This is a genomic window from Acidiferrimicrobium sp. IK (assembly GCF_025499425.1).
Lineage (GTDB): Bacteria > Actinomycetota > Acidimicrobiia > Acidimicrobiales > Palsa-688 > Acidiferrimicrobium.
The window spans coordinates 122,787-148,707 of the sequence record NZ_JAIMCB010000012.1 but is presented as its reverse complement, the minus strand read 5'-3'; the positions used below and the strand labels follow the sequence as shown (position 1 = coordinate 148,707).

Genomic DNA, 25,921 nt, shown 5'->3' with positions numbered 1-25,921 from the left:
CGTCGAGCACCCGAAGCACCGGAGAGTGCTCAGCCACGTCCAAGTCGTCACCCAGAGAAAGCGCCGCGCTGTTCCGGTCAACATTCAAGTTCCGACCACGGTTCGGGTCGAGGCTGGTTGGGACCGCACAGCAGTTTCGTGGGCCTTCGCCAACCGCCTGAGGATTGCGGACGTGGTCCTCGACGCGGCTCAAGCAAATACCGCAGCGTCGATCCGAGAAGGTACGCAGGCGTCGGTAGCCGACTCTCATCTCGGTGCCGTTATTCGATCGAGCGATGCCGACGGGATCACCGTTCTGACCAGCGATCCCGGTGATGCTCGTGCCGTTGCGGGCGACCGACACATCACCGTCGTGACGATTTGAGCATGCCCGCATGGATCCGCGAGCCGGCGTTCCGGGGCGGAGGCAAACCGTGGATATGGGCGCACGTTCTGGGGCACCATGCAGACGGCTGGGCCGATACGGCGAGCGCATCACCGTCGATCGGCTCGTCTTGATGACGGCCGTAGGCGAGCGACCGGATCGCCCTCAGAGGCTGACGTATCGTCCGGCCGGGTGGCTAGCCCCGAGAAGCCGGCCAGTCAGGGCACCTTGGTGATGCCGGACTTATCAGCGAGGGGGACCCAGTGGGTGTCCTGAGGTCCGCTAGCGAACCTTGGTGGTACCCGGGGCCCGTCGCTGATGGTCTCGATCAGGTCGATAGCGACAGCTTGCTCGTCGCCGCAGTATCCGGCTTCGGTCAGCTTTCGCACCTCCGCAGCGAAGTCCTCGGATGTCGAGAACCGGTGACGGTTCGCGTCGAACCACTCGCTTGCCGCCTTCCTCACTCCGGGAGCCTGACGTAAGAGGATGACGGCGCTGACGTAAGGATGGTCGTTGGTCAGCTTGCCGTTCCGATCGAGCGTATTCCTCGCACTCCCGTCACTGTCAAAGCTGTAAGACGGATCGCCGTACATAGCGGCGATCATCATGTCGGCGGAAAAGGGGACGGGACGGTGGTACGGATTGGCCACAGCCACGATGAGGGGCATGTCCCGATCAGCGAGCGGCTTCAGTTGCCGGGCGCCGTACTTGATCTTGGCGCGGACTGGGCGGAGTGCCTTGTCCATGCTCCGGCTGAAGGCCACTCCTGCCGGATGGCTCTTGAACCCTCCGGTGCTTTCGATCGACTCGACCTCGATGGCCACGACCTGTCCGTCGACCGTGACCCGGAAGTCGGGGCAGGTACTCACTCCCCAATCCGAAGGCTCGAACTCAAAGCTGTAACCACGCTCCTCCAGCCATCGGGCCATCTGCAATTCGCCGGGATCGAGCGGCTTAACCACATCCGCACGGTACCAACGGGTCTACTCCTGAGGCGTCGCGACGGCCGCAGGCACGACCTTCCGGTGCTCGGCAACCACCCGCGCACCGCCGTGGTCGTCAAGCCACTCGCACACCTTGAGGCAGGCGTCGCCGTCGAGCTTGGTGACGAGATCCTTGACGGTCGTTGCCTGAATCGCCTTGGCGAGCTTGAGGTAGTCCCGGAGCACGCGGAACGCCCAGTACCGCCTGTCCTCTGCGAACTCGAGCGCTTCCGTGGCGATGACGTCGCTCGTGGGGGCCCCGTGGATCAGGTCATTGCGAAGGTCATAGGCCAGCAGGATCTCGTTCGGATCGAAGAAACCTTGGTCCAGAGCGACGTGGACGGCGACGCTGCGGATGGTCACAATCGGCCTTGAGCCCGAGGTTCCGGGCACGAGAAGCGCCTCCATGGCACTGAAGATGGCGGGAATGATGATCCGCCATCGGCCGCTCAGCGCCGCGACGTCGAGCCAGTCGACGCAGGTGTCGACGCACAGGCGCAGCGCCGGGGGAAGCGCCTCGTAGAGGTCAGAGAGGTCAGCGAGCTGCGCTCTCCGTTCCTCCAGGTTGGGATGGCTGAGGTCCATCGGTATGGGACTCGGCTCGTGTCTCCACCAGCCGGCCCGGGCAGTCGTGTCACCGTCGCGCCAGGTCCAGGTTCCGTTGAGGCCTTAGGTGACTTGGTCGAGGTAGATCTTGGCTGGGAAGCCGAAGAGGTTCTGCTGCCGGATTAGGCCGAAGGCGCCGGCTGCTCGATCGCGGGCGGGTTCGAGAAGCAGGGGGTCCGTTCCGGCGACGACCCTGATCTCGCAAACGTGCGTCGGAGCCTTGTCGCCGAACCGGGAGACGGCTACCGTGTCACCGGCGTCGCCCGCGGGCGGCACGCCTGGAGGCACAGTGCAGTTCGAGGCCGACGGTAAACCGCTCGGCGCCGCGGTTGGTGTCATCGCCGGCCACGCCCAAGTCACCGTCAGCGGCCTGACCTTGGGCTCTCACTCCCTGCAAGCCCAGTACTCGGGGGACACCAACTACGCCGCGTCCACCAGCAAGACCGTCACCGAGAAGGTCAGCCCCGCCGTCGGTTACGACCTGGTGGCGGCCGACGGTGGGGTGTTCGGCTTCGACGCTCCCTATCTCGGTTCGGTGGGTGGCCGGCATTTGAATCGGCCGGTGGTGGGGATCGCGGCTACTCCCGATGGTGGCGGCTACTACTTGGTGGCTTCCGACGGTGGGGTGTTCACGTTCGGGGATGCCCGCTTTGCTGGGTCGACCGGCGGGATGCACCTCAACCAGCCGGTGGTCGGCATGGCCGTCGACCCGGCGACGGGCGGCTACTGGCTGGTGGCGGCCGACGGCGGGGTGTTCGGCTTCGACGCTCCCTATCTCGGTTCGGTGGGTGGCCGGCATTTGAATCGGCCGGTGGTGGGGATCGCGGCTACTCCCGATGGTGGCGGCTACTACTTGGTGGCTTCCGACGGTGGGGTGTTCACGTTCGGGGATGCCCGCTTTGCTGGGTCGACCGGCGGGATCCACCTCAACCAGCCGGTGGTCGGCATGGCCGTCGACCCGGCGACGGGCGGCTACTGGCTGGTGGCGGCCGACGGCGGGGTGTTCGGCTTCGACGCTCCCTATCTCGGTTCGGTGGGTGGCCGGCATTTGAACCGGCCGGTGGTGGGGATCGCGGCTACTCCCGATGGTGGCGGCTACTACTTGGTGGCTTCCGACGGTGGGGTGTTCACGTTCGGGGATGCCCGCTTTGCTGGGTCGACCGGCGGGATGCACCTCAACCAGCCCGTGGTCGGCGTCGCGACCAGCTGAGACCGGGCCGCCAACGCCGATCGGACCGCACCCCTATCCAGGGATCGCAATGACCAGCTCGCCGAGCTCTCTCTCAGCCGGCGAGCTGGTCCGCGCGGTGAGCCGTACAGATCAGCAGCGCCCGGGTCGGCCCCTGGTCATGTGGCGTGGTGGTCGACCTCTTGGCCGGGCGTCCTCGTCGGAAATGACAGATGAGAGAGATTTCGGAACGGTCCACCACATGCTGCCGGTGGCCGGTGCCTTGCGAAGCTCCTCGGTGGCTTCCCGTGACGACCCGGCCAGGGCTGTCGCGACTGGCGCCGCCCTCAGCGCAGCAGCGTCAACGCGTCGAGGGCGACGGCGCCCTGGCCGGCGGGTCGGGCCATCAGCGGGTTGATCTCCACGTCCATCACGTCCTCGCCGAGGTCGGCGATGAGCCAAGACATCCGTTCGACCACCGCGGCCGCCGCTGCTACGTCGACGGCGGGGCGGCCGCGGACGCCGTCGAGCAGCACCGAGGCCTTCAAGGCGCGCAGGAGGTGCTCGCTGTTGGCGATGTCGGTCGGCGCCGCGGCGACTCGAATGTCGTTTAGGACCTCGACGAAGATCCCGCCCACGCCCGCGACTACCACCGGCCCGAACGACGGGTCGATCTTCGCTCCGACGACGAGCTCACACCCTTCCGTCTCCATCTGCTGCACCACCACCCGCGGCGAGGTGTCACCGTGCGCGGCGCCGACCGCCAGCAACTCGGCGGCGGCCCTCTCGATGGTGTCGGGATCGGTCAGACCCAGCCGTACCCCGCCGAGGTCGCTCTTGTGCGGGATCCGGTCGCTCAGCACCTTGAGCGCCACCGGGCCGCCGATGCCCGCCGCGTGGTGGCGGGCTTCGCTCGGCGTGGAGGCCACCCGTGACGCCACGGTGGGTATGCCGTACGCCTGCACCAGGGCCATGGACTGTTCCTCGTCCAGCGCGGTGCGGTTCTGGCTTCGCGCCGCGGCGATGACGGCGCGGGCCGCGTCCACGTCGATGCCCGCAGGACGCCGCGGTGACGGCAGCGGCCGGCGGAGGCTGTAGTCGGCGAGCTTCCCTAGGGCGGCCGCGGCGCGGCCGGGGTCGGTGAAACAGGGTATGCCCAGCTCCCGCAGCCGCAGCCGGGGTTTTCCCGAGCCGCCCGTCCACACCACCGCGACGGGAAGATCGGTGCGGTCGTGAAGGTCGCTGATGGCGGAGATGACCGGGTCGGCGAAGCGGTCGGCGTTGCCGACCAGCACCATGATCAGGTCGGTATCGGGGTGGTCGATGGCGACCTCCAGCGCCGATCTCATCAAGCCGCCCTGGGTGATGAGCGCCGCGGTCAGGTCCACCGGGTTGCGGGGGGACGCGAAGCCGGGGAGCACCGCCGCCAGCTTTCGCTGCCACTCCGGCGACCAGGGGCGGACCTCGAGCCCGACCGCGCTGGCCATGTCGGCGGCGAGCACCCCGGCGCCCCCCGACTCGGAGAGGATGGTCAAACGCCGTCCCCTGGCCCGGCGCAGGGTGTCGAACATCTGAGCGGCGTCGAGCAGCGGCTCCTGGCCGCCGACTCGCACGACGCCGGTCTCTCGCATCAGCTCGTCGAACACCCGGTCGTCGCCGGCCAGCGAAGCGGTGTGGGAGGCCGCGGCCCGGGCCCCGGCCTCGGAGCTGCCGCTTTTCACCACGATGATCGGCTTGTCCAGGCGGTGAGCCCGGCGGGCCACCTCCAGCATCCGCGGTCCGCGGGACACGCCTTCGAGGTAGGCGAGCACCACCGCGGTCTGGTCGCTGTCGATCAGCCCGTCGACGATGTCGGCGACGGAGAGGTCGGCTTCGTTGCCGGTGTTGATGTAGTGCGACATCCGCACCGACGCGGCCTGGGCCTCCCCGAAGATGAACGACCCGAACGCGCCGCTTTGGCTGACGAACGCGACCGGTCCGGGCAGGAGCCGGCCGCCTTCTTCGAGGACCGCGCTGAAGGTGGCGGTGGCGTTGTCTTGCAGACCGATCATGCCCAGGCAGTTCGGCCCCACGATCCGGGTGATCGAACCTCGCACGGCGTCTGCCAGTTCCGCCTCGAGGGCCGCGCCTTGCGGGCCGGTCTCTGAGAAGCCGGCGGCGGTCACGATGGCGAAGCGGACGCCTCGCCGGGCGCAGGCCCGGACCGCGTCGACGGTGCCGGTAGCCGGAACCACCAGCAGCGCCACGTCGATGTCGCCTTCCACGGCGTCGAGGTCAGGGAAGGACGGGAGGCCCTGCACCACCGGCCGGGTCGGATTGACCGGCAGGACGCGGCCTCGGTAGCCGAACTGCTTCAAGTACGCGACGGGCCGCCCCGACAGCTTGGCCGGGTTGTCCGAGGCGCCGATCACCGCGATGGACCGCGGCGACAGCAGCGGTGCCAGGTCCGTCCCCGGGCCGACCCGCCCGGCGTCGAGGTCGGCCGGGAGCTGCTCGGCGCGAGGGGGGGTCACTTCCCCCACGACTTCTGCAGCTGAGCCTTGAAGTCGAAGCTCGGGCTGCTCGACCCGTCGAGCATCGACTTGACGTTGTCTGGGGTGGTGAGCACGCTCGGCAGGTTGGTCACCGAGTAGAGGGGCTGGCCGCCGAGCGCCCTGGCGATGAGGTCCGCGGACACCCAGTCTTCGTACACCTCCGGCACGGTGATCGTGGCCACGTAGGGGACCGTGCCGCTGGCCATCAGCTGCTGGGTCGGTCCCTCAGCGGCCCCGAAGTCCATCAGGGGGATGTCCGAGCGGCCCTCGTTGTGCTCGGTCTGGACCATCTGCTGGGCGGCGAAGGGGAAGGGGGCCACCGCTGCTTTGACCGTCCCCGACGGGTTGGCCGACAGGGCGGAGGTCCAAATCGGCGGTCCCTGCTGGGTCAGGTAGGCGGTGGTGTACTCGCTGGTCTTGACCTTGCACGCCGAGCAGTTCTGCTGCAGGTACTGCAGGAAGGCCTGGTAGCGGGCTTCGATGAAGCTGTACTGGGGGTCGGGGTAGGCCAGGAAGGTGCCCGACCCCCCCGAGCGGGTCATGGCGTAGGCGCCCAGCGCTCGCCCGGCGGCGGCCTGGTCGACGTCAGGGGTGATGAAATTCGGTCCGTATTCGGGGTAGGCCAGGCAGTCCGGGCAGGCGATGACCAGGTGGGCGGCCAGCGCGTTTTTGATCGGCGTGCTCAACGCCTGCACCTGCATCGACGGGTAGAACAGCGCGTTGTAACCCTGCTGGATGGCCTGCTCGATGAACCCGGCCGCGGTGGCCGCCGACCCGGCCGCGTCGTGGACCGGCGACAGCTGCCAGCCCATCACCTTGGCCGCGTCCTCGAAGTTGTTGATGGCGAAGCCGCTGTAGGGGTCGGCCTGGTTGGGGGAGATCAAAAACACCTTCCACTGTCCGGGCTTGACCGGCGTGGAGGGCATCGGGAAGGTGCCGTGGTGGACGTCGGTGGCGGTCTTGACCACCGACTCCGCCGCGCTCAGCTGCGCCGACGCCGGAGCCGCGGCGGCGCCCGCCGACGTCGAGCCGGCGGCGGTGCTCCCTGCCGCGGCGGAGCCCTTCGAGGCGCTCGAGCTGCCGCAGGCCGACGCGATCAGCCCGACGGCGAGAAAGGTGCTGGCGGCGAGCGCTCGGCGGCTGCGGCGGCGCGTGCCGTTCAGTGGATGCTGTCCCATGGTTGTCTCCCTCTGGTTGTCTTTGTGGTCGTTGCTCTCTGGCGGGACGTCGAGCGGCGCTCGGCCACGTGGACCCCCCAGGGTGATTTGTTGGTGCCGGGCCGAGACGGCCGCCGGCGGTTAGGTCGGCCTTCCCTTGCGGGAGAAGGTCGTGGATATGGCCACCGCGCTGATCAGCACCAGCCCGTTGATCACGTCCATCCAGGTGAAGTTGACCCCGCCGCTGATCAGGCCTTGGCCCACCCACACCAAGAACACCCCGCCGATCACCGTCCCCCACACGTGGAACCGGCCGCTCGAGAACAGCACGGTGGACAAGAACGCGGCGGCGAACGCCGGCAGGAGGAACGACCCGGCGGCGTCGGGGGTCGCCGAGCCGAGCGCGGAGCCGAGGACGATCCCGGCGACGGCCGACACCGCCCCGCCGATCACGAAAGCGGCGGTGGTAACCCGGGCGGTGCGCACCCCGGTCAGCCACGCGGCCGTCGAGTTGGCTCCCGTGGCGCGCAGGTTGCGGCCGAACACGGTGTGCCCGACGACCAGCCACAACACGCACGCCACCGCCAGCAGCAGCGCGACCGCCCACGACAGGTTGTCGACCACCTCGCTCAGGCGCAGGACCAGCTCGGCCACCGCGGCCGCCGCCACCACCGCAACCCCGCACAGGCCGGCCCACACCGGCGGGGTCAGCCGGGCCGGGCGCCGGGCCAGCGCGCCGCGCAGGCCGAGCACCACCGCGACGGCGATCACCGTCCAGGTCAGCCACGGCCAGCACTTTCCGGTGAACGCGCCGATCGTCGAGAACCAGCCGGGCAGCTGACGGCCTCCGAGGGGCACCGACACCTGCCCGCCGCCGGAGTACACCGCCGAGATACCGAGGAACAGGCCGTTGGTGCCGAGGGTGGCGATGAAGGTGTTGACCCTCAAACCGACGACCAGCAGCGCGTTGAGGAGCCCGGCGGCGACCCCGCCGACGAGGACGAGCACCACCGCGGCGGCCTCCGGCCACCCCTGCTTGATCGTCAGGCCGACCGACAAGAACGTGGCACACGTCGCCACGCCGGTCACCGAAAGGTCGAACTGGCCGGCGATCAGGGTGACCACCACCGCCAGGGCCAGCAGGAGCGACGGCACCGTGTTGTGCACGTCGAGGATCAGCGCCTTGACGTTGAAGAACTTGCCGCCCAGCCACCCGCCGTACACCGCGAATATGACCATGAACGCCACGACGGTGAGGGCTTCTTGCAGGACGCGGCCCCGCAGCGCGGTGATCGCCCCGCCGCGGCGGACCGCGCCGCCGTCCTCGCCGCTCGAGGCTTGGTCCGCGGGCCGGTCCCGGCGCCCCGCGGTGAGCGGTCCGCTGCTCACAGGATCCCCTCCAGCTGCCCGGTGCTTAGCGCCCCGACCGGTTCGGGTTCCTCGACTGGGCCCGAGCCGACCGTGGCGATCCGGTCGCACACCGCGAGCAGGTCCTCGGCGTCGGAGCTGAGGACCAGCACGCCGCGCCCGTCGCGGCGCAGCTGGGTGATCAAGGAGTAGATCTCGGCCCGGGTGGCCACGTCGACGCCGCGGGTCGGTTCGCACAGCACGAACACGTCGGGCTGTTGGAGCAGGAGCCGCCCGAAGATGGCCTTCTGCTTGTTGCCGCCCGACAGCACCCAAAACGGCGCCGACGGGGAGCGGGGGGTGACCGAAAGGCGGGCGGCGATCCCCGCCACGTGGCGCGACTCGCGGCGCCCGTCGAGCAGACCGATCCGGTTGCGCCACTGCGGGAGGGCGGAGATGCTCATGTTCTCGCGGACCTGAAGGTCGTTGAAGCCGCCCTGGGTCTCGCGGTGGGGGGGTACCAGCCCGCAGCGGACGCCGGGCGCCCGGTGCACCTTGCCGGCCACGGGCGCCACCAGACCGGCCGCCATCAGCCCGATGTCGTGCAGCCCGGAGCCGGGCGTCCCGGTCAGCCCGACCGCCTCCCCGGCGCGTACCGTCAGGGTCACCGGCCCGCACCTTTGGCTGCGGACCTGCTCGAAGCGGACCAGCTCGGCGCCCGGCCCGTCACCGGCGCCGTCGTCTCGCGGCGCGTGGCGGGAGTCCACCGAGCGCATCTTGGCGACCAGCGCCTCCCGGTCGAGGCCGGCGGCGGGGTCGTCGGTGACGATCTGCCCGTCGAGGAGCACCACGACCCGGTCGGCCGCCTCGAGGATCTCCGAGAGCTTGTGGGTGATGAGCACGACGATGGCCCCGGCTCGGGCCAGCGACCGGAGGACCTCGATGACCCGGCGAGCCGACGAGGTGGCCAGCGTCGAGGTGGCCTCGTCCACGAAAAGGGTGGAGGCGCCCCGGGCGAACGCCCGGGCGATGGCCACCAGCGTCTTCTCCGCCGGTGACAGCTCACCGACCTTGGTGGAGGGACGCAGCGCCAACCCCACGAACTGCAGCGCCCGCCGGGCCAGTCGGTCCTCGCTTTGGTGGTCGAGCAGCGGCCACACCCGGTAGGACGGGCGCTGCGCCAGGCGCAGGTTGTCGGTGATGCTCATCTCGTCGATCAGCCCCAGGTCCTGGTGGATGAACGCGACCTCGGGGCGGTCCCCGAGCGATCGGACCGGTTCGCCTCCGAGCAGGATCTGGCCGCCGTCGGGCGAGTACAGGCCGCTCAGCGTCTTCAAGAGGGTGGACTTGCCTGCCCCGTTGGGGCCCATCAACCCGACGACCTCCCCGGCCCGCAGCTGCAAGTCGATGCCCCGCAGCACGCTCACCGACCCGAACCGCTTGTGCAGCGACACGATGTCGATCGGGCGGGCCTCCGGTAGCGGCGCGCCGGCGGAGCCCGCCAGGCGGTGTTCCTCGGGCGGAATCTGAGGGGATGTGGCCCGCCCCCGTTTGTGTACCGATCGGTCCACTCGTGCCATGCACATAGGTAACAAGCGGGTTACGGCGATGTCAAGCCAAAGTTGCCGGCGCGCGGCGCCGAAGCGGGGGCGCACCCCGGGCTGGCTGCCTCCGCTTGAGTTGTGTACCAGTCGGTCCAATATGATGGCGGGGTGGACCTGTCACTCACCGAACCCGAACGCGACCTGGCCGCCTTGTGCCGAGACTTCGCGCAAAAGGAGATCGCGCTGCGGGCGCCCGCGGCGTGGGAGGAGGCCCGCTGCCCGACCGACCTCCTGCGGGAGATGGGGAGCCTCGGCCTGCTCGGCCTGCTCGTACCCGAGGCGTGGGGCGGGGTCGGCATGTCCACCGTCGGGTTCGTCGCGGCCATGGAGCAGATCGGGCTGGCCGACCAGTCGGTGGCCGCCGCGTGGCAGGCCCACTCCACCATCGGGTCGCTGCCGTTGATGCTCTACGGCACCGACGCGCAAAAGGACCGCTGGCTTCGGCCGCTGGCCGAGGGCCGGGCGCTCGGCGCGTTCGGCCTGACCGAGCCCGACGCCGGCTCCGACGCCCGGGGCATCAAGACCCGAGCCGAGCGGCGCGACGGCGGATGGCTGATCAACGGGCGCAAGACCTTCATCTCCAACGCCGGCACCGACATGTCCTTCGGGGTGACGCTTTTGGCCCGGACCACCTCCGCCGCCGCGGAGCGGGCCGCCTACGCCAGCTTCGTGGTCGAGAGGGACACCCCCGGCTTCACCATGGGCCCGAAGATGCGCGGCATCGGCTGGCGGGGTCTCGACACCCGCGAGCTGTACTTCGACGACGTGTGGGTGCCCGACGAACACCTCCTCGGCGACCCGGCGATGGGGCTCGGGCAGTTCCTCAAGACGCTGGAGGTCGGCCGGATCTCCATCGCCGCGCTGTCGCTCAGCTTGACCCAGGCGGTCCTCGACATGGCCAGCGCCTACGCGGCCACCCGGACGCAGTTCGGTCAGCCGATCTCCCGGTTCCAGGCGGTGCAGTTCAAGCTGGCCGACATGGCCACCGAGCTGGAGGCGGCTCGGTGGCTGACCTACCGGGCGGCGTATTTGCGCGACTGCGGGGAGCCGTTCCTCAAGGAGGCGTCGATGGCCAAGCTCAAGGCCAGCCGCCTGGCGGTGTGGGCGGCGTCCGAAGCGGTGCAGATCCACGGCGGGGTCGGCTACATGCTCGACAGCCCGGTGGCCCGCTTCCACTGCGACGCCAAGATCTTGGAGATCGGCGAGGGCACCAACGAGATCCAGCACCTGGTGATCGCCAGGTCGCTCGGCTGCTGACCCCGGCCGCCAGCGGCTGACGCCGGCGGCCTGCGCCCTCAGGTGGCGGCCAGCCGGCGGACGGCGGCGGTGATCTCCTCGCGCCCGGGCAGCCAGGCCTGCTCCAACCCCGGGGAGTACGGGGCCGGGCTGGCCGCCGCCCCGACCCTCTGGACCGGCGCGTCGAGATCCCAGAACGCCTCCCGGGCCACGGTGGCGGCGATCTCCGCGCCGATGCCGAAGGGCACCACCGCCTCGTGGGCGATCAGCAGCCGCCCGGTCCGCTGCACCGACTCGAGGATCGGGCCCATGTCGAGGGGGGCGACGGTCCGCAGGTCGATCACCTCCGCCGAGATCCCCTCGCCGTCGAGCGCGTCCGCCGCGGCCAGGGCCTCGTGGACCATCCGCGACACCGACACCACGGTGACGTCGCGCCCCGGGCGGACCACCGCGGAGCGGCCGATGGGGACCAGGTGCTCCGCCGGCGGTTGGGGGCCCTTGGCGCCGTAGAGCAACCGGTTCTCTATGAACACCACCGGGTTGGGGTCCTGGATGGCGGCGCGCAGCAAACCGTAGGTGTCGGCCGGGGTGGAGGGCATCACCACGGTCAACCCCGGGATGTGAGCCAGGAGCGCCTCCAGGCTCTGCGAGTGCTGGCTGCCCGAGGAGCGCCCGGCGCCGAACTGGGTGCGCACCGTCAACCCCATCTGCGCCGCGCCGCCGGTCATGAACGGCATCTTGGCTGCCTGGTTGAGCAGCTGGTCGAGGCAGACCCCGACGAAGTCCAGGTACATGAGCTCCACCACCGGCCGCATCCCGGCCATCGCCGCCCCGACGCCGAGGCCCATGATGGCGGTCTCCGAGATCGGGGTGTCTCTGACCCGCTCCCCGAAACGGTCGTGGAGGCCGCGCAGGAGACCGAACACGTTGCCTCCCGCCGCGACGTCGATGCCGGCGACGAAGACCCTCTCGTCAGACGCCAGCTCCGCCTCGACGGCCAGGCGGATGGCGTCCATGGTCCGAAACACCGGGGCGTCAGCGCTCGGCGGGACCGGCTCGGGGTGCGCGGGCCGGGGCCGCAAGACGAAGTCGCCGACGGTGGAGAGATCGGGGAGGGGCAGCCGGCGGGCCGCTTCCACCGCGCCGTCGAGTTGTTGGTCGACCGCCCGCTGCATCGAGGAGAGATCCTCGGCGCTGACCCCAGCGGCGCGCAGCCGGGCCGCGTGGACCACCAGGGGGTCGCGCTCCTCCCAGCTGCGGACCTCCTCGGGGGTGCGGTAGCGCTGCGGGTCCCCCTCGTAGTGGCCGTGCCAGCGGTAGGTGGCAGCCTCCACGATGACCGGACCCCGCCCGGCGCGCACCGCCTCCAGCACCTGCTGCATCCTCGACGCGGCGGCCGCCACGTCGTTGCCGTCCACCGCCACGTGCTCGACCCCGTAGCCCGCGGCGCGCCGCTCCAGGGGGGCGGCGTGCTGCGCGGACGCCGGGGAGAACTCCGCGTAGCCGTTGTTCTCGCAGAAGAACACCACCGGCAGGCGCCACACCGCGGCCAGGTTCACCGCCTCGTGGAACGCCCCTTGGGCCACCGCCCCGTCCCCGAAGAACGCCACCACCACGCTGCCGTCTCGGCGCAGCTGCCCGGCGGTGGCGGCCCCCACTGCGATGGGCAGACCGGCGGCGACTATCCCGTTGGCCCCGAAGATCCCGAGGCGGGGATCGGCGATGTGCATCGAGCCGCCCCGCCCCCGGTTGGTGCCCTCCGCCTTGCCCATCAGCTCCGCGAACATCCCGAGCGGGTCGAGGCCCTTGGCCAGGCAGTGCCCGTGGCCCCGATGGGTGGAGGTGATCGCGTCGTCGGGCCCCAGATGCCAGCAGGCGGCCACCGCGGAGGCCTCCTGGCCGATCGAGAGGTGCACGAAGCCGGGGACCTCGCCGTCGCGGTAGAGGGTCGACACCCGGGTCTCGAAACCCCGGATCACCAGCATCCGGCGGTACATCTCGACGAGGTCGGTGGTGGAGAACTCGGTGGGGGCAGGCGGCGCGGTCGTCACGAACCATGTATTGTACTGATCGGTACAAGAATGGGAAAGGCGATGGCTGAAGAGATCGAGGTTCCTCACTCCTTCCCGGCGGCGGGAGACGTCGAAGGCAAGCGGGTCGTGATCACCGGCGCCAGCCGGGGCCTCGGCCGGCTGCTGGCGCACGCCTTCTCCGACGCCGGGGCGCTGGTCGCGCTGGTGGCCAGGAGCGCTGAGGACGTCACCTCGGCGGCCGGCGGCCTCCCCGGGCCGACCCTGTCGCTGAGCGGCGACGTGACCGACGCCGACTTCAACGAAGCGGTCGCCGACGCCACGGTCTCGGCGTGGGGAGGGGTCGACGTGTGGATCTGCAACGCCGGGGTGTCCCCGATCGTCGCCGGCCCGGTGCACACCGATCCCACCGTGTGGCGCCACGTGATCGACGTGAACCTCACCGGGGCGTTCCTCGGAGCCCGGGCCGCGGCCCGGGTGATGCGAGGCGGCGGCCGGCTGATCTTCACCGGCTCGGTGCTCGGCGAGCGGCCCCGCAAAGGCCTCAGCGCGTACAGCGCGTCGAAGGCCGGCCTGGTGGGGATGGCCAAGAGCCTGGCCCTCGACCTGGCGGCGTCGGGTGTCACCGTCAACGTGGTCGCCCCCGGATGGTTCGACTCGCCGCTGGCCGAGATGTGGAAGAACGACCCGGGCCTGTCGGCCAGCGTCCTCGGCCACACCGCCCAGCAACGATGGGGGGCGCCGACCGACCTGGCCGGCGCCTACCAGTTCCTGGCTTCGGACGCCTCGGCGTTTGTCACCGGAGCCGTTCTCAGCGTCGACGGAGGATACCTGCTGGTATGAAACAGCCGAGAAGAGTCATAGCCATCACCGGGGCCGGCGGAGCGCTCGGCTCGGCCCTGTCCCGCCAGCTGGCGGGGGAGGCGGACACCGACTTGGTGTTGAGCGACATCAGCCGGTCGTCGCTGCAGGAGACCCTCGACGCGCTGCGGGCGCCGGACGCGACGGCGCCGGGCGCCCGCGTGGAGGACCTCACCGCCGACGTCAGCGACGCCGCCCAGGTCCAGGCCGTGGCCGATCGGGCCGTGGAACGCTTCGGGCGCCTGGACGTGATGATCAGCAACGCCGGTGTCCTCAACCCGAACGGCCGGATCCACAACCTGAGCACCGACGACTGGCAACGGGCGTTCCAGGTCAACGTCCTCGGCGCGGTCAACGCGATCCGCGCCGCGGTCGGCGTGATGCGACCCCAGAAGTCCGGTTCGGTCATCCTCACCGCGTCGGTCGCCGGTCTCACCGCCTGGTCCCACTCCGCCCCCTACTGCGCGACGAAGGCCGCGGTCATCCACCTCACCAAGGTCGCCGGGCTGGAGTACGCCCGAGACGGCATCAGGGTCAACTGTGTGTGCCCCGGGACGTTCCTGTCGTCCATCCACCACGGTCTGCCCGAAGACGCGCTGGACGCGATCGCCGCCAAGCACCCTCTGGGGCTGGGCGACGCCGACGACCTGGTCGGCGCCTACTCCTACCTGGCCGGCCGGGCGTCGCGCTGGACCACCGGCTCGGCGATCGTGGTAGACGGCGGCTACTCGGCGCGATGAGCCGGCTTGCGACGCGGGGGAGGGGCGCACTTGGCGGTCATCCCCGAGATGAAGATGTCGGTGAAGCTGCGAGCCACGTCGCGGGCCTGGAGGGGACCGTCGGGCTTCAGCCACAGGTAGGTGTAGTTGTGCATGCCGAGCCAGGCCATGGTCGTCAGCCACGGGTCCACCGCACGGAACTCCCCGGCGTCCACGCCGGCTTTGAGCACCGCCTCCACCCGCTCCTCGTACATCCGGCGGCGGAGACGGAACCGCTCGGCCCGCTCGCCGGTCAACGCCGGGAACTCATGGAGGAACACCCACACATGATCGGGGTAGCGGGTGATCACCTCGAGCAGCTCGTCGCCGAGAGCAGCGAGCTGCTCGGTCGGGGACCCGCCGCCGGCGGCGGCCCGGTCGGCGCCGGCCATGACCTCGTCCATCACCCGGTCGTGGATGGCCGCGAGGAGCTCCTCCTTGGAGCCGATGTAGTGGTACAGCGCGCCTTTGCCGAGCTGGTTGGCGGCGCACAGATCGTTGGTGCCGGTGGCGTGGTAACCGCGGCGAGCGAACAGCGTGGCGGACGCGTCGATGATCGCCTGGCGGCGGACCTCCCACTTCTTGCTCCGCCGAGGTCCGTCCTCGCCTCCGGCCGACTCCACCAACCTCGTCTCCTACAGGCCCATTCCACCCGGCGCCGGTCGCCTCGTCACGGCGACGCTACACCGCACGCGGCGGTGTCGCCGGGACCGGCGACGACCGCGAAAGCGGCGCCCAGCGCCGGCATCGAGCAGCTCGCGGCCCGCCCCGCCCACAGGAGCGCACCCCGTGGCTGAGCCCACCCCGGACGGTCTGCGGGCGACGGTCCGGGCGTGGCTGGAGCAGAACTGGCACCCCGGCGCCGACCGCTTCGAGTTCCTCGAGTCGGTCGTCGCGGCCGGCTACGCGGTGCCCCGCTGGCCCGTCGAGATGTTCGGGCTGGGACTGGCGTCAGAGCTGGCCGACGTGATCGAGGAGGAGTTCGCCCGGGCGGGCGCCCCCGGAGCCGGGCAGGACCTGACCAACCTGTGGGCCGGGACCCTCCGCCGCCACGCCCCCGCCGAGCTGCGCGACGCGCTGCTGCGGCGGGTCCTGGCCGGAGGCGTGCACATGTGCCTGCTCTACAGCGAACCAGGCGCCGGGTCGGACCTCGCCGGGCTTCAGACCAGAGCCGACGCCGACGGCGACGGATGGTCGGTGACCGGCCAGAAGGTGTGGACCTCGAACGCGCACCGAGCCGAGTACGGGTTCTTGCTGGCCCGGACCGATTGGGACGTACCCAAGCACGAAGGCATCAGCTTCTTCCTCCTGCCGATGCGCCAGCCCGGCGTCGAGGTCCGGCCGCTGCGCCAGATCACCGGGGAGTCGCACTTCAACGAGGTGTTCATCGACCACGCCCGGGTGCCGTCCGGCCACCTCCTCGGCCAGCTCGGCGGCGGGTGGGCGGTCCTGCAGACCGCGCTCTCCTACGAGCGGGCCCACATGGCCGGACGCTCCAGGCGCCCGGCCGGCGACGCCGGCTCGGCGGGGCAGGCCACGGTACGGCCCGGCGAAGACCTGGACATCCTGGCGCTGGCGGTGGAGCTCGGAGCTCACCGGGACCCGCTGCTCCGCCAGGAACTGGCCCGCGTCGCGACGCTGCAAAAGGTCTTGCAGTGGAACGCGCAGCGGGCCCGCGACGCGTCCGGCCGGGGACGGGAGACGCCCCTGCCGCTGCTGGCCAAACTGGCGATGTCCCGGTTCTTGCACCAACGGGCCCGGCTGCAAAGCCGGCTCCTCGGCGCCGAGGCCACCCTGGACGGACCGGCGTCGGCCAGGGCGTCGAGCGCGAACTTCCTGGCGCTCAACGCCTACTTCACCTCCATCGGCGGGGGGACCGACGAGATCCAGCACAACATCATCGGCGAACGGCTCCTCGGTCTGCCCAGGGAACCGGCGACCGACCGGGGGGTTCCGTTCCGCCAAGTCCTGAAGGCGACCAACCCGAGAACGGCCAGGTGACCACCCCGAGATGACTGACTGGAACTACGCGCAGGTGTGGAACGCGGTAGCGGAGACGTTCCCGGAACGGGAGGCGCTGGTGCAGGGCCGGCGGCGCCGGACCTGGGCTGCCTTGGACCGGCGCAGCGACGGGCTCGGCGCCGCGCTCGTCGAGTCGGGGTTGGGTCGCCAGGCGAAGGTGGCCCAGTACCTCTACAACAGCCCCGAGTACCTCGAGTCGGTCTACGCGTGCTTCAAGGCGTCGCTGGTCCCGGTCAACACCAACTACCGCTACACCGACGACGAACTGGTTTACCTGTGGGACAACGCCGACGTCGAGGCGGTGATCTTCCACGCCGGGTTCGCGGAGCGAGTCGAGCGGGTCCGGCAGCGGGCGGCCAAGGTGCGGTGCTGGGTGTGGGTCGACGACGACCCGGACGGCCCGGGGAGCCGACCGTGCCCGGAGTGGGCGATCCCCTACGAGCAGGCGGCCGGCTCGGACCGCCACGTCCCATCCCCGGCGTGGAGCGGCGACGACATGATCTTCGTGTACACCGGCGGCACGACCGGCATGCCCAAAGGCGTCATGTGGCGCCAGGACGACCTGTTCCACGTCCTCAACGCGGCGGCGCCGGTGCGCTTCGCCCCCGACGGCGGCGTCGAAGGCGTGAAGGCCAAGCTGGCCGCCCCGTCGCGTCACGCCCCCTCACGCCTGCTGCCCGGACCGCCGCTGATGCACGGCACCGGGCTGTTCACCGCCATGCAGGTCCTGGCCGGCGGCGGCACGGTGGTCATGCCGGCGTCGCGCCACTTCGACCCGGCAGAGCTGCTGGAGCTGATCGAGGCGGAAAAGGTGAGCGAGCTGTCTATCGTTGGTGACGCCTTCGCCAAGCCGATCCTGGCCGCCCTCGACGCCGAACCGGACCTGTGGGACATCTCCTCGCTGTGGCTGGTCATGAGCTCGGGGGTCATCTGGTCCCGGGAGGTCAAAGAAGGCCTGCTGCGCCACAACCCCCGCCTGGTGCTGGCCGACAACCTGGGGTCGTCGGAGGCGGTGGGCATGGCCCGCTCCACCGCCCGGGCCGGCCAGGCGACCGCCACCGCCGGGTTCGCGCTCGGGCCCGACACCAAGATCCTCGGCGACGACGGCCGGGAGGTGGAGGCCGGCAGCGGCGCCGTCGGAAGGCTGGCGATGCGCGGCCGCGGCCCGGTCGGCTACTACAAGGACGAGGCCAAGTCGGCCTCGACGTTCGTGACCATCGACGGGCAACGCTGGGTCATCCCCGGCGACTTCGCGACCGTCGACCCCGGAGGGGCCGTCCGGCTGCTCGGCCGCGGCTCGGTGTGCATCAACACCGGCGGCGAGAAGGTGTTCGCGGAGGAGGTGGAGGAGGTCCTCAAGCTGCATCCCGCGGTCCGAGACGCAGTGGTGGTCGGCACCCCCCACGACCGCTTCGGCGAGGTGGTGACCGCGGTGGTGGAGGCGGTCCCCGGCGTCGAGCTGGACCGCCGCGGCCTCACCGACTGGGGGCGCGGCCGCCTCGCCGACTACAAGCTGCCCCGCCAGATCGTCCTCACCGAGTCGATCGGCCGGTCCCCGAGCGGCAAGGTGGACTACGCCGGCGTGCGGGCCTACGCCGTCGGACACCTCAGCTCGGGGACCGGCTAGCGAACCGGCGCGGCCGAGGTCACCCGTGAGGAGCCCTCGGATCGGCGGCCGCTCGGGTAGGGAGCGGGCGGCCCCCGCCGACGACGGCTTTCTGGGCGCCGGGCCGCGGCCCTCGGATCGGGTCCGGCAGCGGTAGGCGCCCGGTGGAGCGCAGCACGTAGAGGACCAGCGACACCGCAGCCCACCCGGCCAGGGCGAGCGCCAGGACGGCCCACGCCGGCACCGTCTCGAAGGTCGTCGCGGCGACGACCGCGAAGGCGGTGAGACCGACGCCGCCGAGCACGGCCCCGCCGACGTCGTGGACCGCGGCGGCGTTGCTGTCGTCGTGCTCGAGCAGGGTGAGCGTCGCGGGGAGGATCGCCGGGAAGGCGAGCAGGAGGCCCCCGACGACCGCCCCGAAGAGGTTGCCGCTCAGCCCGGCGATCACCGAGATGGCGGCGCCGAACCCGAACCGGACGAGGAGATCCTTCGCCCGCACGGAGCGAAGCTCGCCCAGGTCCAAACCGAACAACGGGTCGGCGCTCATCAGTACGCCACGACCCGGGCGACCGCGGCGACCGCGAGCCAGGCGGTGGCCATCACCCCCGTCCCTTTCAGGGCGTGCCACCGCCGGACGGCGACGACGCCCACCGAGCAGGCCACGACCAAGGCGAGCGCCCCGGCGATCATCGCCCGGCTCTCGACGGCTGCCTTGGCGGTGCCCTCGACGGCCACGACCAGCGCCAGGTTGGCCAACGCCACCGACGGCGCAGCCCCGAACAGGCCAGCGAAGCGCTTCGGTTTGACGACCTCCCCGATGAGAGCGAAGACGACCACGAGGAGGCCGCCGAGCAACGCTCGAGAGGCGAGGAACAGGGGAGTGCTCATATCGCTGATGTACCCCATGGCCACCCGGCGTTCACCGGCTCGACATCTCGCCTCACCCCCGGCGCGCCGGTCGACGAGTGGCTGGCTGTCCTCAGCCCGGGGTCCTCTATCGGATCAATCGGACTCGCACGGGCAGCCCGAGACTGGCCCATGCCCGGTCGGCGGTCCCGACCGCGGCTGGCGTGCTGCGCACGGCAAGGGCCCAGCAGCAGCGGTCACCGAGCGAGAGCGGCGAGGTTGGCGGTCCGGAGCGAGCCCGTAGCGAGCTCGGAGGCGACCAAGTCGGCTCCAGGTTCGTCGTGGATGAGGGCCAGGAGCGCCGAGGCGTCGAAGACCGTCACTGGGTCGCCGCGGCCAGCCGGCGCTCAGCTAGCAACTCGTCGACGAGCGAGCGTTCCTCGGGGACCGCGGAAGCCAATCCTCGCAACTCCCCAACCGCGTCCCCCTGGCGTGCGAGCACTAGTCGCAAGCCGGCCCTGCTGACCGAGCGCCACCGTGGCATCCATTGAAATAGCGTGCCACCCACCGGCCAATGGTGGCAGTGACTTCATCCGGCGATCGGCCCGTTTCTACCCGTCGCACACGCCGATCTGGCGCCGATGGCGCTAGATTGGCGCCATGCCTAGTGTGCAGGTGAAGGGCGTCCCGGCCGAGACTCACGCGGTGCTGCGGCGCCGGGCGGCCGCGGCCAATCAGTCGTTGCAGGAGTACCTGCTGCAAAGGCTGATCGAGGAGGCCGCCACTCCGACGGTGGAGGAGGTTCTGGATCGAGCTGGCGGGCGGGCCGGCGGCTCGGTCCCTTTCTCCGAAGCGTCGGCCGTACTGCGTGGAGACCGTGATCGTCGTTGACGCCAGCGTGCTCTCCTCTGCCCTCGCCGACGACGGGGCCGACGGCGACCGGGCCAGGGAGCGCTTGCGCGGCGGGCGCCTGGCTGCTCCAGAGATCGTCGACCTGGAGGTCTGCTCCGTGTTCCGGCGCCTGGTCCTCGCCGGCCGCCTACCGCTACGACGAGCAGAGCTGGCGGTCTCCGACCTGGTCGACCTGCCGGTCCGCCGGGTTCCCCACCGTGGCCTGCTAGGGCGCTGCTGGGCCCTCCGGGACAACCTCAGCATCTACGACGCCTCGTACGTGGCCTTGGCGGAGCAGCTCGAGGCGACTCTGGTCACCGCCGACACCCGCCTGGCCGCCGCTGCCGGCCTGCGGTGCCCGGTCGACCTTTTGACCAGTCCCCCCGAGGAGTAGAGGAGCAGGAGTCGTCACCAGCCTGTCGCCCTTCGCGGTCGGCGCCCGACGGCGCCGCTCAGGTGTCGGCCAGCGCTTTGGGAGACGACCGGGCCGCCGCTGGTTGGTCGGGTGGCGACGGCGGGGCCAGGGGGAGAGCGACGACGACGCGGGCGCCTCGATCGGCGTCGGTGAAGTCGACCCGCCCGCCGTGGCGCACGACGATGTCTCTGACGATGGCCAGCCCGAGGCCGGCCCCGCCGTCGTGTTCGGCGCGGGCCGCGTCGAGGCGGGTGAAGCGCTCGAACACCCGGCTGCGTTCGCCGGGCGGCACGCCAGGCCCGTCGTCTTCGATCACCATCTCGCCCCAGCCGCCGGCCGCGCCGACCGACACGGTGACCTGGTTGGCGGCGTGACGCTGCGCGTTGTCGACCAGGTTGGCCACCACCCGCCGGGCCAGCTCCGGCGCCAACACCACCGGTACTTGGCCCTCGACTCGGGCGGTCACCTCCACTCCCGCCAGCGCCGCCCGCCCGGCCTGGTCCGCGGTCACGATTTCGCCGAGGTCTACGGTCATCGCCTCCGCCAGTGAACCCTGCGGCGGCTGGGCGGGGCGCTGCTGGTCGAGGCGGGCCAGCAGCAGCAGGTCTTTGACCAGGCGCTCCATCCGGGCTTCTTCGGCCAGGGCGTCGGCCGCGACGGACCGCCAGTCGGTGCGCTCCCCGCCGGCCGCGCCGACCTCCAGCTGCGTGCGCAGCGACGCGAGCGGGCTGCGCAGCTCGTGGGAGACGTCGGCCACGAAGCGCTTCTCGCGCTCGATGGACTGCTCGAGGCGGTCGAGCATGTCGTTCATGGTCCGGGCCAGGCGGGTGATCTCATCGCCGCTCGGAGGTTCGGGCAGCCGGCGGTGCAGGTCGTCGGTGGTGATCTGGGACGCCTCCGCCCGGATCGCGTCGATGGGCCGCAACGCCCGCCCGACGATCACCCACGCGGTGCCGCCCACGAGCAGCACCAGGAGCGGCAGACCGATGAACAGGGCCAGCTCGATGTCTCGCACCGCGAAGTCGCTCCCCGCCAGCGAGTAACCGGTGAACACCGTCAGCCGCTGGCGCCCGGACCCGGTGGGGAGGCTCACCAGCATCGAGCTGTCGGACTCGGTGACCGGGCTGCGGGCCAGCTTGGTGACCACCGTCGCCGAGCGGGGACCCGCCGGCGCGCCGAGCGGCGCTTCGCCGGCGATGTTGGCCGACGCCGCGACGACGCCGCCGGCGGCGTCGACGACCTGCGCGTAGGTGGCGTCCTCGTTGGGCAGCCCGAGCACCGCCGGCAGCCGGCCCGACGACGCCAGGCTGGCGATGTCCGCGGCGCGGGCGACCGCCGCGTTGCGCCGGTTGTTGTCCAGCGACTGGCGGAACCGCGACACCAACACCGCGGCGCCGGCCGACAGGGCCACCGCCACGATCAGCGTGGCCGCCACGGTGGTACGCACCCGCATCGACGACGCGACGCGCCGCCACGCCCGGCTACCCACCGGGGGCGGCCATCCGGTAGCCCGACCCGCGCAGCGTCTCGATGCTGGCGGCGCCGAAAGGCTTGTCGACCTTGCGGCGCAGGGCGCTCAGGTGGACCTCCACCACGTTGGCGTCGCCGTCGAAACCGAAGTCCCACACGTGGTCGATGATCTCGGTCTTGGTCACCACCTGCCCGGCTCGTCGCATCAGGTACTCGAGGACCGCGAACTCGCGGGCGGTCAGCTCGATGGGCGTGCCGCCCCGGGCGCAGCGGCGGGTGGCCGGGTCGAGGGTCAACTCCCCGCAGCGCAGGACCACCGGGCGCGCCGCCGCCCCGCGGCGCAGCAGGGCCCGCAGCCGAGCGACGAGGACCACGAAGGAGAACGGTTTGGACAGGTAGTCGTCCGCGCCGGTGTCGAGCGCTTCGGCCTCGTCGTACTCGCCGTCTTTGGCGGTGAGCATCAAGATCGGCGCCCAGTCGCCGCGCTCGCGCAGCCGGGCGCACAGCTGGTAGCCGTTCACGCCGGGCAGCATGATGTCGAGGAGGATGGCGTCGTAGCTGTTCTCCGAAGCCATCCAGTCGCCGTGGGTGCCGTCGAGGGCGACGTCCACCGCGAAGCCCTCCTGCTCCAGGCCCCTTTTCAACGCCGCGGCCAGGCGCTTCTCGTCTTCGACCACCAGCAGCCTCACCCGGCCATCATCTACGCCGTTGCTGAAGGGCCGCTGAAGACCGCCGACGGCCGCAGGTGGCCGCAGGTGGCCGTGGGGGGCTGTCGCCGCTTTGGGCGGCGCCCGGAGCGGGTCGCTCCGGCGGGCCGCTCCGGCAATGTCGGCGCGGCCCGCCGGCGCGAAGGCGAGGGTGTGGCCCGGTCAGCTCCCGGAGTTCGCGGAGCCCCCGGTGTCGGGACCGCTCTGGCTGCCGTATTGCACGTCGACGCCGTTGGGGTCCTGGTGGCCGCCGGGCCCGTCGGACTCGACGCCGGCGGCTGCCTCCGGCGCGCTCGACGCCGGGGCGAGCACGCCGCGCGCGGCCGGTGCGGGCGGCGGCGGGGTCTGGGCGTGGGCGACGCCCACACCCAGCGACCCGATGCCCATGCCGGCCAGGGCGGTGACGCCGACCAGGATCTTCTGCTTGAGGATCATCAACTGCTCCTTGGTTCGAGGATGCCGCCCGCCGGGGTGGCTGGCGACGGTCCCACCGTGCTCCGGGCGCGCTGAAGCGCCGCTGAGGCCGGTCGCTTTAGGACAGCTTCAGCTTCCGGGGCGACACTGCGACAGTGGACCTCCGCCAACTGCCCCCGACCTGGCCGGCATCGGCTCGTCGCCGGGCCCGGCGGTGACCCCGCCCGCCGGGCGCCGGGCGCGAGGATGATCGGCCACGACCACCGCCACCACCCCGTCCCGGCCGTCCCCGCGAGACCGCCGCGCCGCCCCCCGTCCGCCGCGGCCGGGGGTCGCACGGCGCCGCGTCGCCGCGGCGGCCGCTGCCGTCGTGGCCGTCGCGGCGGTGTTGTCGGTCCGGGCGCTGTGGCCGGGCGGGGCGGGCGCGGCGGCCGGCTGCAGCGTGACCGACAGCGGGCAGACGTTCAAGCTGAGCGTCACCCAGGCCCAGAACGCGGCGATCGAAGCGGCGGTCGCTTACGGGCAGGGCCTGCCGGACCACGCGGTGACCGTCGCGGTGGCCACCTCCTTGCAAGAAAGCGGCCTGCGCAACCTCCCCTACGGCGACGCCGACTCGGTCGGCCTGTTCCAGCAGCGCCCGTCGCAGGGGTGGGGGACCAAGGCGCAGCTGCTCGACCCGGTCTACGCCACCACCGCCTTCTACCAGGCGTTGGCCCGGGTCCCGGGATGGCAGACCATGGCGGTCACCGAGGCCGCCCAGGCGGTGCAACACAGCGCCGCGCCCGACGCCTACGCGGCGTGGGCCCCAGAAGCCCGGGCGGTGGCCATCGCCCTGACCGGCGAGATCCCCGCCGGGCTGACCTGCCGCTTCGCCGCCTACCGGGGGGCGCCGCCGGCTGCCGGCGCGCTCAGCGCGGCGGCCGTCCAGGAGTTCGGTCGGCCGGTGCTCGCGGTGGCGGTGCCGGCCGCGACCGGGTGGCGGGCGGCCACCTGGGCCGAAGCCCACGCCGCGGCCTACCACCTGGAGCGGATCGCGTTCGCGGGCCAGCAGTGGACGCCGTCCTCGGGGCGCTGGACCGCGGCGGGCGCGGCCGGTTCGGCGGGTTCGTCGACGGCGGCGGGGGCGGTCACGGTCACCGCCGCCGGCCAGTAGCGACCAAGTCGCGTGCATGATCAGCGCCCCGAGGGGGTATAGGGCCCCGAGACCGCTGGAAAGGGCGTCCGTATAACCATGTGCAGGTTGGCGAGCGCACGCTTCGCGGCTTCCCGCGAAGCGCCACGCGAGGCGCGGGTGTTCGTCGCCCGCCAGCTGGAGCGCTGGGAGCTGCCGGAGCTGAGCGACGTGGCGACGCTGCTCACCAGCGAGCTGGTCACCAACGTCGTCCTCCACGCCGGGACCCCGCCGTCGCTGATCGTGGCGGTCGCGGACGGCAGCGTGGAGATCGGCGTCGGCGACGACGACCAGCGCCTGCCCGTCGCGGAGGTCGGGCACGCCTTCGACCTGCCCGCCGACCCCGACCCGCTGCTGGTGCGCGAGGGCGGCCGGGGGTTGCCCCTCGTCGACCACCTGGCCGACGAGTGGGGCGCCGCGGCGATCGGCGACGGCAAGCAGATCTGGTTCCGGCTGGAGGCGCAGGACTGGGGCTACCGCACCTCCTGCCAGTGCCACGGCGACAGCATCGACCGGGTCCGGCTCCAGTCCGGGCGCTTCGCGCTGGCCATCCCCGGCGCCTGGGACTCCGACCACCCTCACGCTGACCCGCTCGCGGACGAGGGTCAACTCTGATGCTCACCTGTCGATAGGGACTTGGTGAGATCCGGCGACGACGGCGACTCCGGCGCCGGAGCAGATCCAGCGGAAGCCGATCCAGCGGAAGCCGATGACCTCGGCGGCCGGCCCGCCTGGTCGAGCGAGGATCAAGCGGAGCTGGCGGGTCACGCCAAAGGACTCGACGTGCTCGGGGAGCGCTTCGCGAAGTCGTTCGACGCGTTCCTCGCCGAGCACCGGGCCTGCCGGGCCCTGCTCGAGGAGCACATGTCGGCGGGGGAGCACCGCCGCCTGCTGCTCGACCACGTACGGAACCTGGTCGGAGACCCGCGGGAAGAACCGGCGATGTCGGCGTCGGCCCATGTCGGTCACGCCCACATCCGCGCCGGGGTGACCCCATCGGCGTACCTGTCTTCTTACAACCTGGTGTTCCCCGCCTACCACCACGTCGAGCGCCGCCCAGACGTGGAACTGCCTGAGATCGGCGCGTTTCGGCGGCGCTGGCTCTACGACGTGTGCGGGACGGTCGACTCCTACGACGAGGCTCTGCGCGCCGCGTGGGAGAGCGAACGGGCCAGGCTGGCTTCGTCGCTGGCTGATTCGGTGACCCGGGCCACCCTCGACGACCTGACCGGATCTCTGCGCCGGAAGCCGTTCGTCGCGATCGTGGAGAGATCGCGACGCCAAGGCGTCTTGGTGGTCGTCGACCTGGACAACTTCAAGTCCCTCAACGACCGCGACGGCCACCTGGTGGGAGACCAGGCTCTCAGCGAACTGGTGAGCGTGCTGCGCGACAACACCCGCGCCCATGACGCGGTGGGCCGCTTGGGCGGCGACGAGTTCGGCATCTGGATCGAGCAGGCCGCTTCCGCGGACGCCGCGTCGGCGCTCCTCGGCCGGGTGGAGGAGGCGCTCCCGTTGGAACGGTGGGACATCGGTATCTCCGCCGGTTGCGTGGTGTGCCCGCCCGGGCCGAGGGACTTCCTCGACCTGTACCACCAAGCGGACATAGCCATGTACCGGGCCAAGCGGACCCGCAAGCTGCGAACCGGCCGCCTGTCGGTGGTGGTGGCCGCGTCGACAGCCAAGCGCATCGGCTGAGACCCGCCCGGCGCCGCCCGGCCTCCCCGGCGC

Annotated in this window: 25 protein-coding genes; 12 read left to right on the top strand and 13 right to left on the bottom strand. The window is 71.5% G+C overall.

What is annotated here, in order from left to right; translation table 11 throughout:
* The coding region (locus K6U06_RS18810) for a hypothetical protein (RefSeq protein WP_262323505.1) at positions 1-364 on the top strand (364 nt) is incomplete at its 5' end.
* Between the two features lie 218 nt (positions 365-582).
* On the opposite strand, the gene K6U06_RS18805 is transcribed toward K6U06_RS18810, so the two are convergent.
* Entirely contained in the window at positions 583-1,326 is a 744-nt protein-coding gene (locus tag K6U06_RS18805; RefSeq protein ID WP_262323504.1) for a hypothetical protein, read from the bottom strand.
* A gap of 21 nt (positions 1,327-1,347) precedes the next feature.
* Positions 1,348-1,932 carry a hypothetical protein gene (locus K6U06_RS18800; protein WP_262323503.1) on the bottom strand — a complete coding sequence of 195 codons (585 nt, stop codon included), beginning with the start codon at positions 1,930-1,932 and terminating at the stop codon, positions 1,348-1,350.
* A 268-nt stretch (positions 1,933-2,200) separates the two neighbouring features.
* On the opposite strand from K6U06_RS18800, the gene K6U06_RS18795 reads away from it, so the two are divergent.
* Complete coding sequence (locus K6U06_RS18795) at positions 2,201-3,163, top strand: Ig-like domain repeat protein (RefSeq protein WP_262323502.1); 963 nt, start codon at positions 2,201-2,203, stop codon at positions 3,161-3,163.
* A gap of 305 nt (positions 3,164-3,468) precedes the next feature.
* On the opposite strand, the gene K6U06_RS18790 is transcribed toward K6U06_RS18795, so the two are convergent.
* The 4 genes from K6U06_RS18790 to K6U06_RS18775 all read right to left on the bottom strand — a co-directional run bounded on the left by K6U06_RS18790 (position 3,469) and on the right by K6U06_RS18775 (position 9,730).
* Positions 3,469-5,634: an acetate--CoA ligase family protein gene (locus tag K6U06_RS18790; protein ID WP_262323501.1), complete on the bottom strand. Its 2,166-nt coding sequence runs from the start codon at positions 5,632-5,634 to the stop codon at positions 3,469-3,471.
* A complete protein-coding gene (locus K6U06_RS18785; RefSeq protein ID WP_262323500.1) occupies positions 5,631-6,833 on the bottom strand; it encodes a substrate-binding domain-containing protein in 1,203 nt (400 codons plus the stop codon). Before K6U06_RS18785 ends, K6U06_RS18790 begins: the two co-directional genes overlap by 4 nt.
* Before the next feature lie 120 nt (positions 6,834-6,953).
* Positions 6,954-8,201 carry an ABC transporter permease gene (locus K6U06_RS18780; protein WP_262323499.1) on the bottom strand — a complete coding sequence of 416 codons (1,248 nt, stop codon included), beginning with the start codon at positions 8,199-8,201 and terminating at the stop codon, positions 6,954-6,956.
* Entirely contained in the window at positions 8,198-9,730 is a 1,533-nt protein-coding gene (locus tag K6U06_RS18775; RefSeq protein WP_262323498.1) for an ATP-binding cassette domain-containing protein, read from the bottom strand. The genes K6U06_RS18780 and K6U06_RS18775 overlap by 4 nt, the downstream gene beginning before the upstream one ends.
* Positions 9,731-9,871: 141 nt before the next feature.
* Here K6U06_RS18775 and K6U06_RS18770 point away from each other — a divergent pair, with 141 nt between their 5' ends.
* Positions 9,872-11,020, top strand: a complete 1,149-nt coding sequence (locus tag K6U06_RS18770; RefSeq protein WP_262323497.1) for an acyl-CoA dehydrogenase family protein — start codon at positions 9,872-9,874, stop codon at positions 11,018-11,020.
* Between the two features lie 38 nt (positions 11,021-11,058).
* On the opposite strand, the gene K6U06_RS18765 is transcribed toward K6U06_RS18770, so the two are convergent.
* Complete coding sequence (locus K6U06_RS18765; RefSeq protein WP_410051095.1) at positions 11,059-12,996, bottom strand: pyruvate dehydrogenase complex E1 component subunit beta; 1,938 nt, start codon at positions 12,994-12,996, stop codon at positions 11,059-11,061.
* A gap of 96 nt (positions 12,997-13,092) precedes the next feature.
* Between K6U06_RS18765 and K6U06_RS18760 the strand changes: the two genes are divergently transcribed.
* Together K6U06_RS18760 and K6U06_RS18755 are read left to right on the top strand one after the other, a co-directional pair.
* The gene (locus K6U06_RS18760) at positions 13,093-13,872 is read left to right on the top strand and encodes an SDR family NAD(P)-dependent oxidoreductase (RefSeq protein WP_262323495.1); all 780 of its coding nucleotides are present in this window, start codon (positions 13,093-13,095) and stop codon (positions 13,870-13,872) included.
* Positions 13,869-14,630, top strand: coding sequence for an SDR family NAD(P)-dependent oxidoreductase (locus K6U06_RS18755; RefSeq protein WP_262323494.1), 762 nt, complete (start codon positions 13,869-13,871; stop codon positions 14,628-14,630). Before K6U06_RS18760 ends, K6U06_RS18755 begins: the two co-directional genes overlap by 4 nt.
* Here the strand turns inward: K6U06_RS18755 and K6U06_RS18750 are convergent.
* Positions 14,615-15,271, bottom strand: coding sequence for a TetR/AcrR family transcriptional regulator (locus K6U06_RS18750; protein WP_262323493.1), 657 nt, complete (start codon positions 15,269-15,271; stop codon positions 14,615-14,617). The genes K6U06_RS18755 and K6U06_RS18750 overlap by 16 nt on opposite strands.
* 166 nt (positions 15,272-15,437) lie before the next feature.
* On the opposite strand from K6U06_RS18750, the gene K6U06_RS18745 reads away from it, so the two are divergent.
* Complete coding sequence (locus K6U06_RS18745) at positions 15,438-16,649, top strand: acyl-CoA dehydrogenase family protein (RefSeq protein WP_262323492.1); 1,212 nt, start codon at positions 15,438-15,440, stop codon at positions 16,647-16,649.
* A 10-nt stretch (positions 16,650-16,659) separates the two neighbouring features.
* Positions 16,660-18,297, top strand: coding sequence for an AMP-binding protein (locus K6U06_RS18740; protein ID WP_262323491.1), 1,638 nt, complete (start codon positions 16,660-16,662; stop codon positions 18,295-18,297).
* 19 nt (positions 18,298-18,316) lie between these two features.
* Here the strand turns inward: K6U06_RS18740 and K6U06_RS18735 are convergent, their stop codons facing one another.
* Both K6U06_RS18735 and K6U06_RS18730 read right to left on the bottom strand, forming a co-directional pair.
* Positions 18,317-18,823, bottom strand: coding sequence for a hypothetical protein (locus K6U06_RS18735; RefSeq protein WP_262323490.1), 507 nt, complete (start codon positions 18,821-18,823; stop codon positions 18,317-18,319).
* Positions 18,823-19,164 (bottom strand): hypothetical protein, encoded by a 342-nt coding sequence (locus K6U06_RS18730; protein WP_262323489.1) that lies wholly within the window; start codon positions 19,162-19,164, stop codon positions 18,823-18,825. Before K6U06_RS18730 ends, K6U06_RS18735 begins: the two co-directional genes overlap by 1 nt.
* 618 nt (positions 19,165-19,782) lie before the next feature.
* Between K6U06_RS18730 and K6U06_RS18725 the strand changes: the two genes are divergently transcribed.
* Positions 19,783-20,013, top strand: coding sequence for a FitA-like ribbon-helix-helix domain-containing protein (locus tag K6U06_RS18725; RefSeq protein WP_262323488.1), 231 nt, complete (start codon positions 19,783-19,785; stop codon positions 20,011-20,013).
* A complete protein-coding gene (locus K6U06_RS18720) occupies positions 19,991-20,407 on the top strand; it encodes a type II toxin-antitoxin system VapC family toxin (protein ID WP_262323487.1) in 417 nt (138 codons plus the stop codon). Before K6U06_RS18725 ends, K6U06_RS18720 begins: the two co-directional genes overlap by 23 nt.
* A 58-nt stretch (positions 20,408-20,465) precedes the next feature.
* On the opposite strand, the gene K6U06_RS18715 is transcribed toward K6U06_RS18720, so the two are convergent.
* The 3 genes from K6U06_RS18715 to K6U06_RS18705 all read right to left on the bottom strand — a co-directional run bounded on the left by K6U06_RS18715 (position 20,466) and on the right by K6U06_RS18705 (position 23,040).
* A complete protein-coding gene (locus tag K6U06_RS18715; protein WP_262323486.1) occupies positions 20,466-21,917 on the bottom strand; it encodes an ATP-binding protein in 1,452 nt (483 codons plus the stop codon).
* A complete protein-coding gene (locus K6U06_RS18710; protein WP_262323485.1) occupies positions 21,910-22,587 on the bottom strand; it encodes a response regulator transcription factor in 678 nt (225 codons plus the stop codon). The genes K6U06_RS18715 and K6U06_RS18710 overlap by 8 nt, the downstream gene beginning before the upstream one ends.
* A gap of 180 nt (positions 22,588-22,767) precedes the next feature.
* On the bottom strand, positions 22,768-23,040 hold the full coding sequence (locus tag K6U06_RS18705) for a hypothetical protein (RefSeq protein ID WP_262323484.1): 273 nt from the start codon (positions 23,038-23,040) through the stop codon (positions 22,768-22,770).
* 349 nt (positions 23,041-23,389) lie between these two features.
* Here K6U06_RS18705 and K6U06_RS18700 point away from each other — a divergent pair, with 349 nt between their 5' ends.
* The 3 genes from K6U06_RS18700 (at position 23,390) to K6U06_RS18690 (ending at position 25,888) form a co-directional block, all read left to right on the top strand.
* Entirely contained in the window at positions 23,390-24,172 is a 783-nt protein-coding gene (locus K6U06_RS18700; protein WP_262323483.1) for a hypothetical protein, read from the top strand.
* Between the two features lie 87 nt (positions 24,173-24,259).
* Positions 24,260-24,805, top strand: a complete 546-nt coding sequence (locus tag K6U06_RS18695) for an ATP-binding protein (RefSeq protein ID WP_262323482.1) — start codon at positions 24,260-24,262, stop codon at positions 24,803-24,805.
* A gap of 24 nt (positions 24,806-24,829) precedes the next feature.
* Entirely contained in the window at positions 24,830-25,888 is a 1,059-nt protein-coding gene (locus tag K6U06_RS18690; RefSeq protein ID WP_262323481.1) for a sensor domain-containing diguanylate cyclase, read from the top strand.
* The last annotated feature ends 33 nt before the right edge of the window (positions 25,889-25,921 follow it).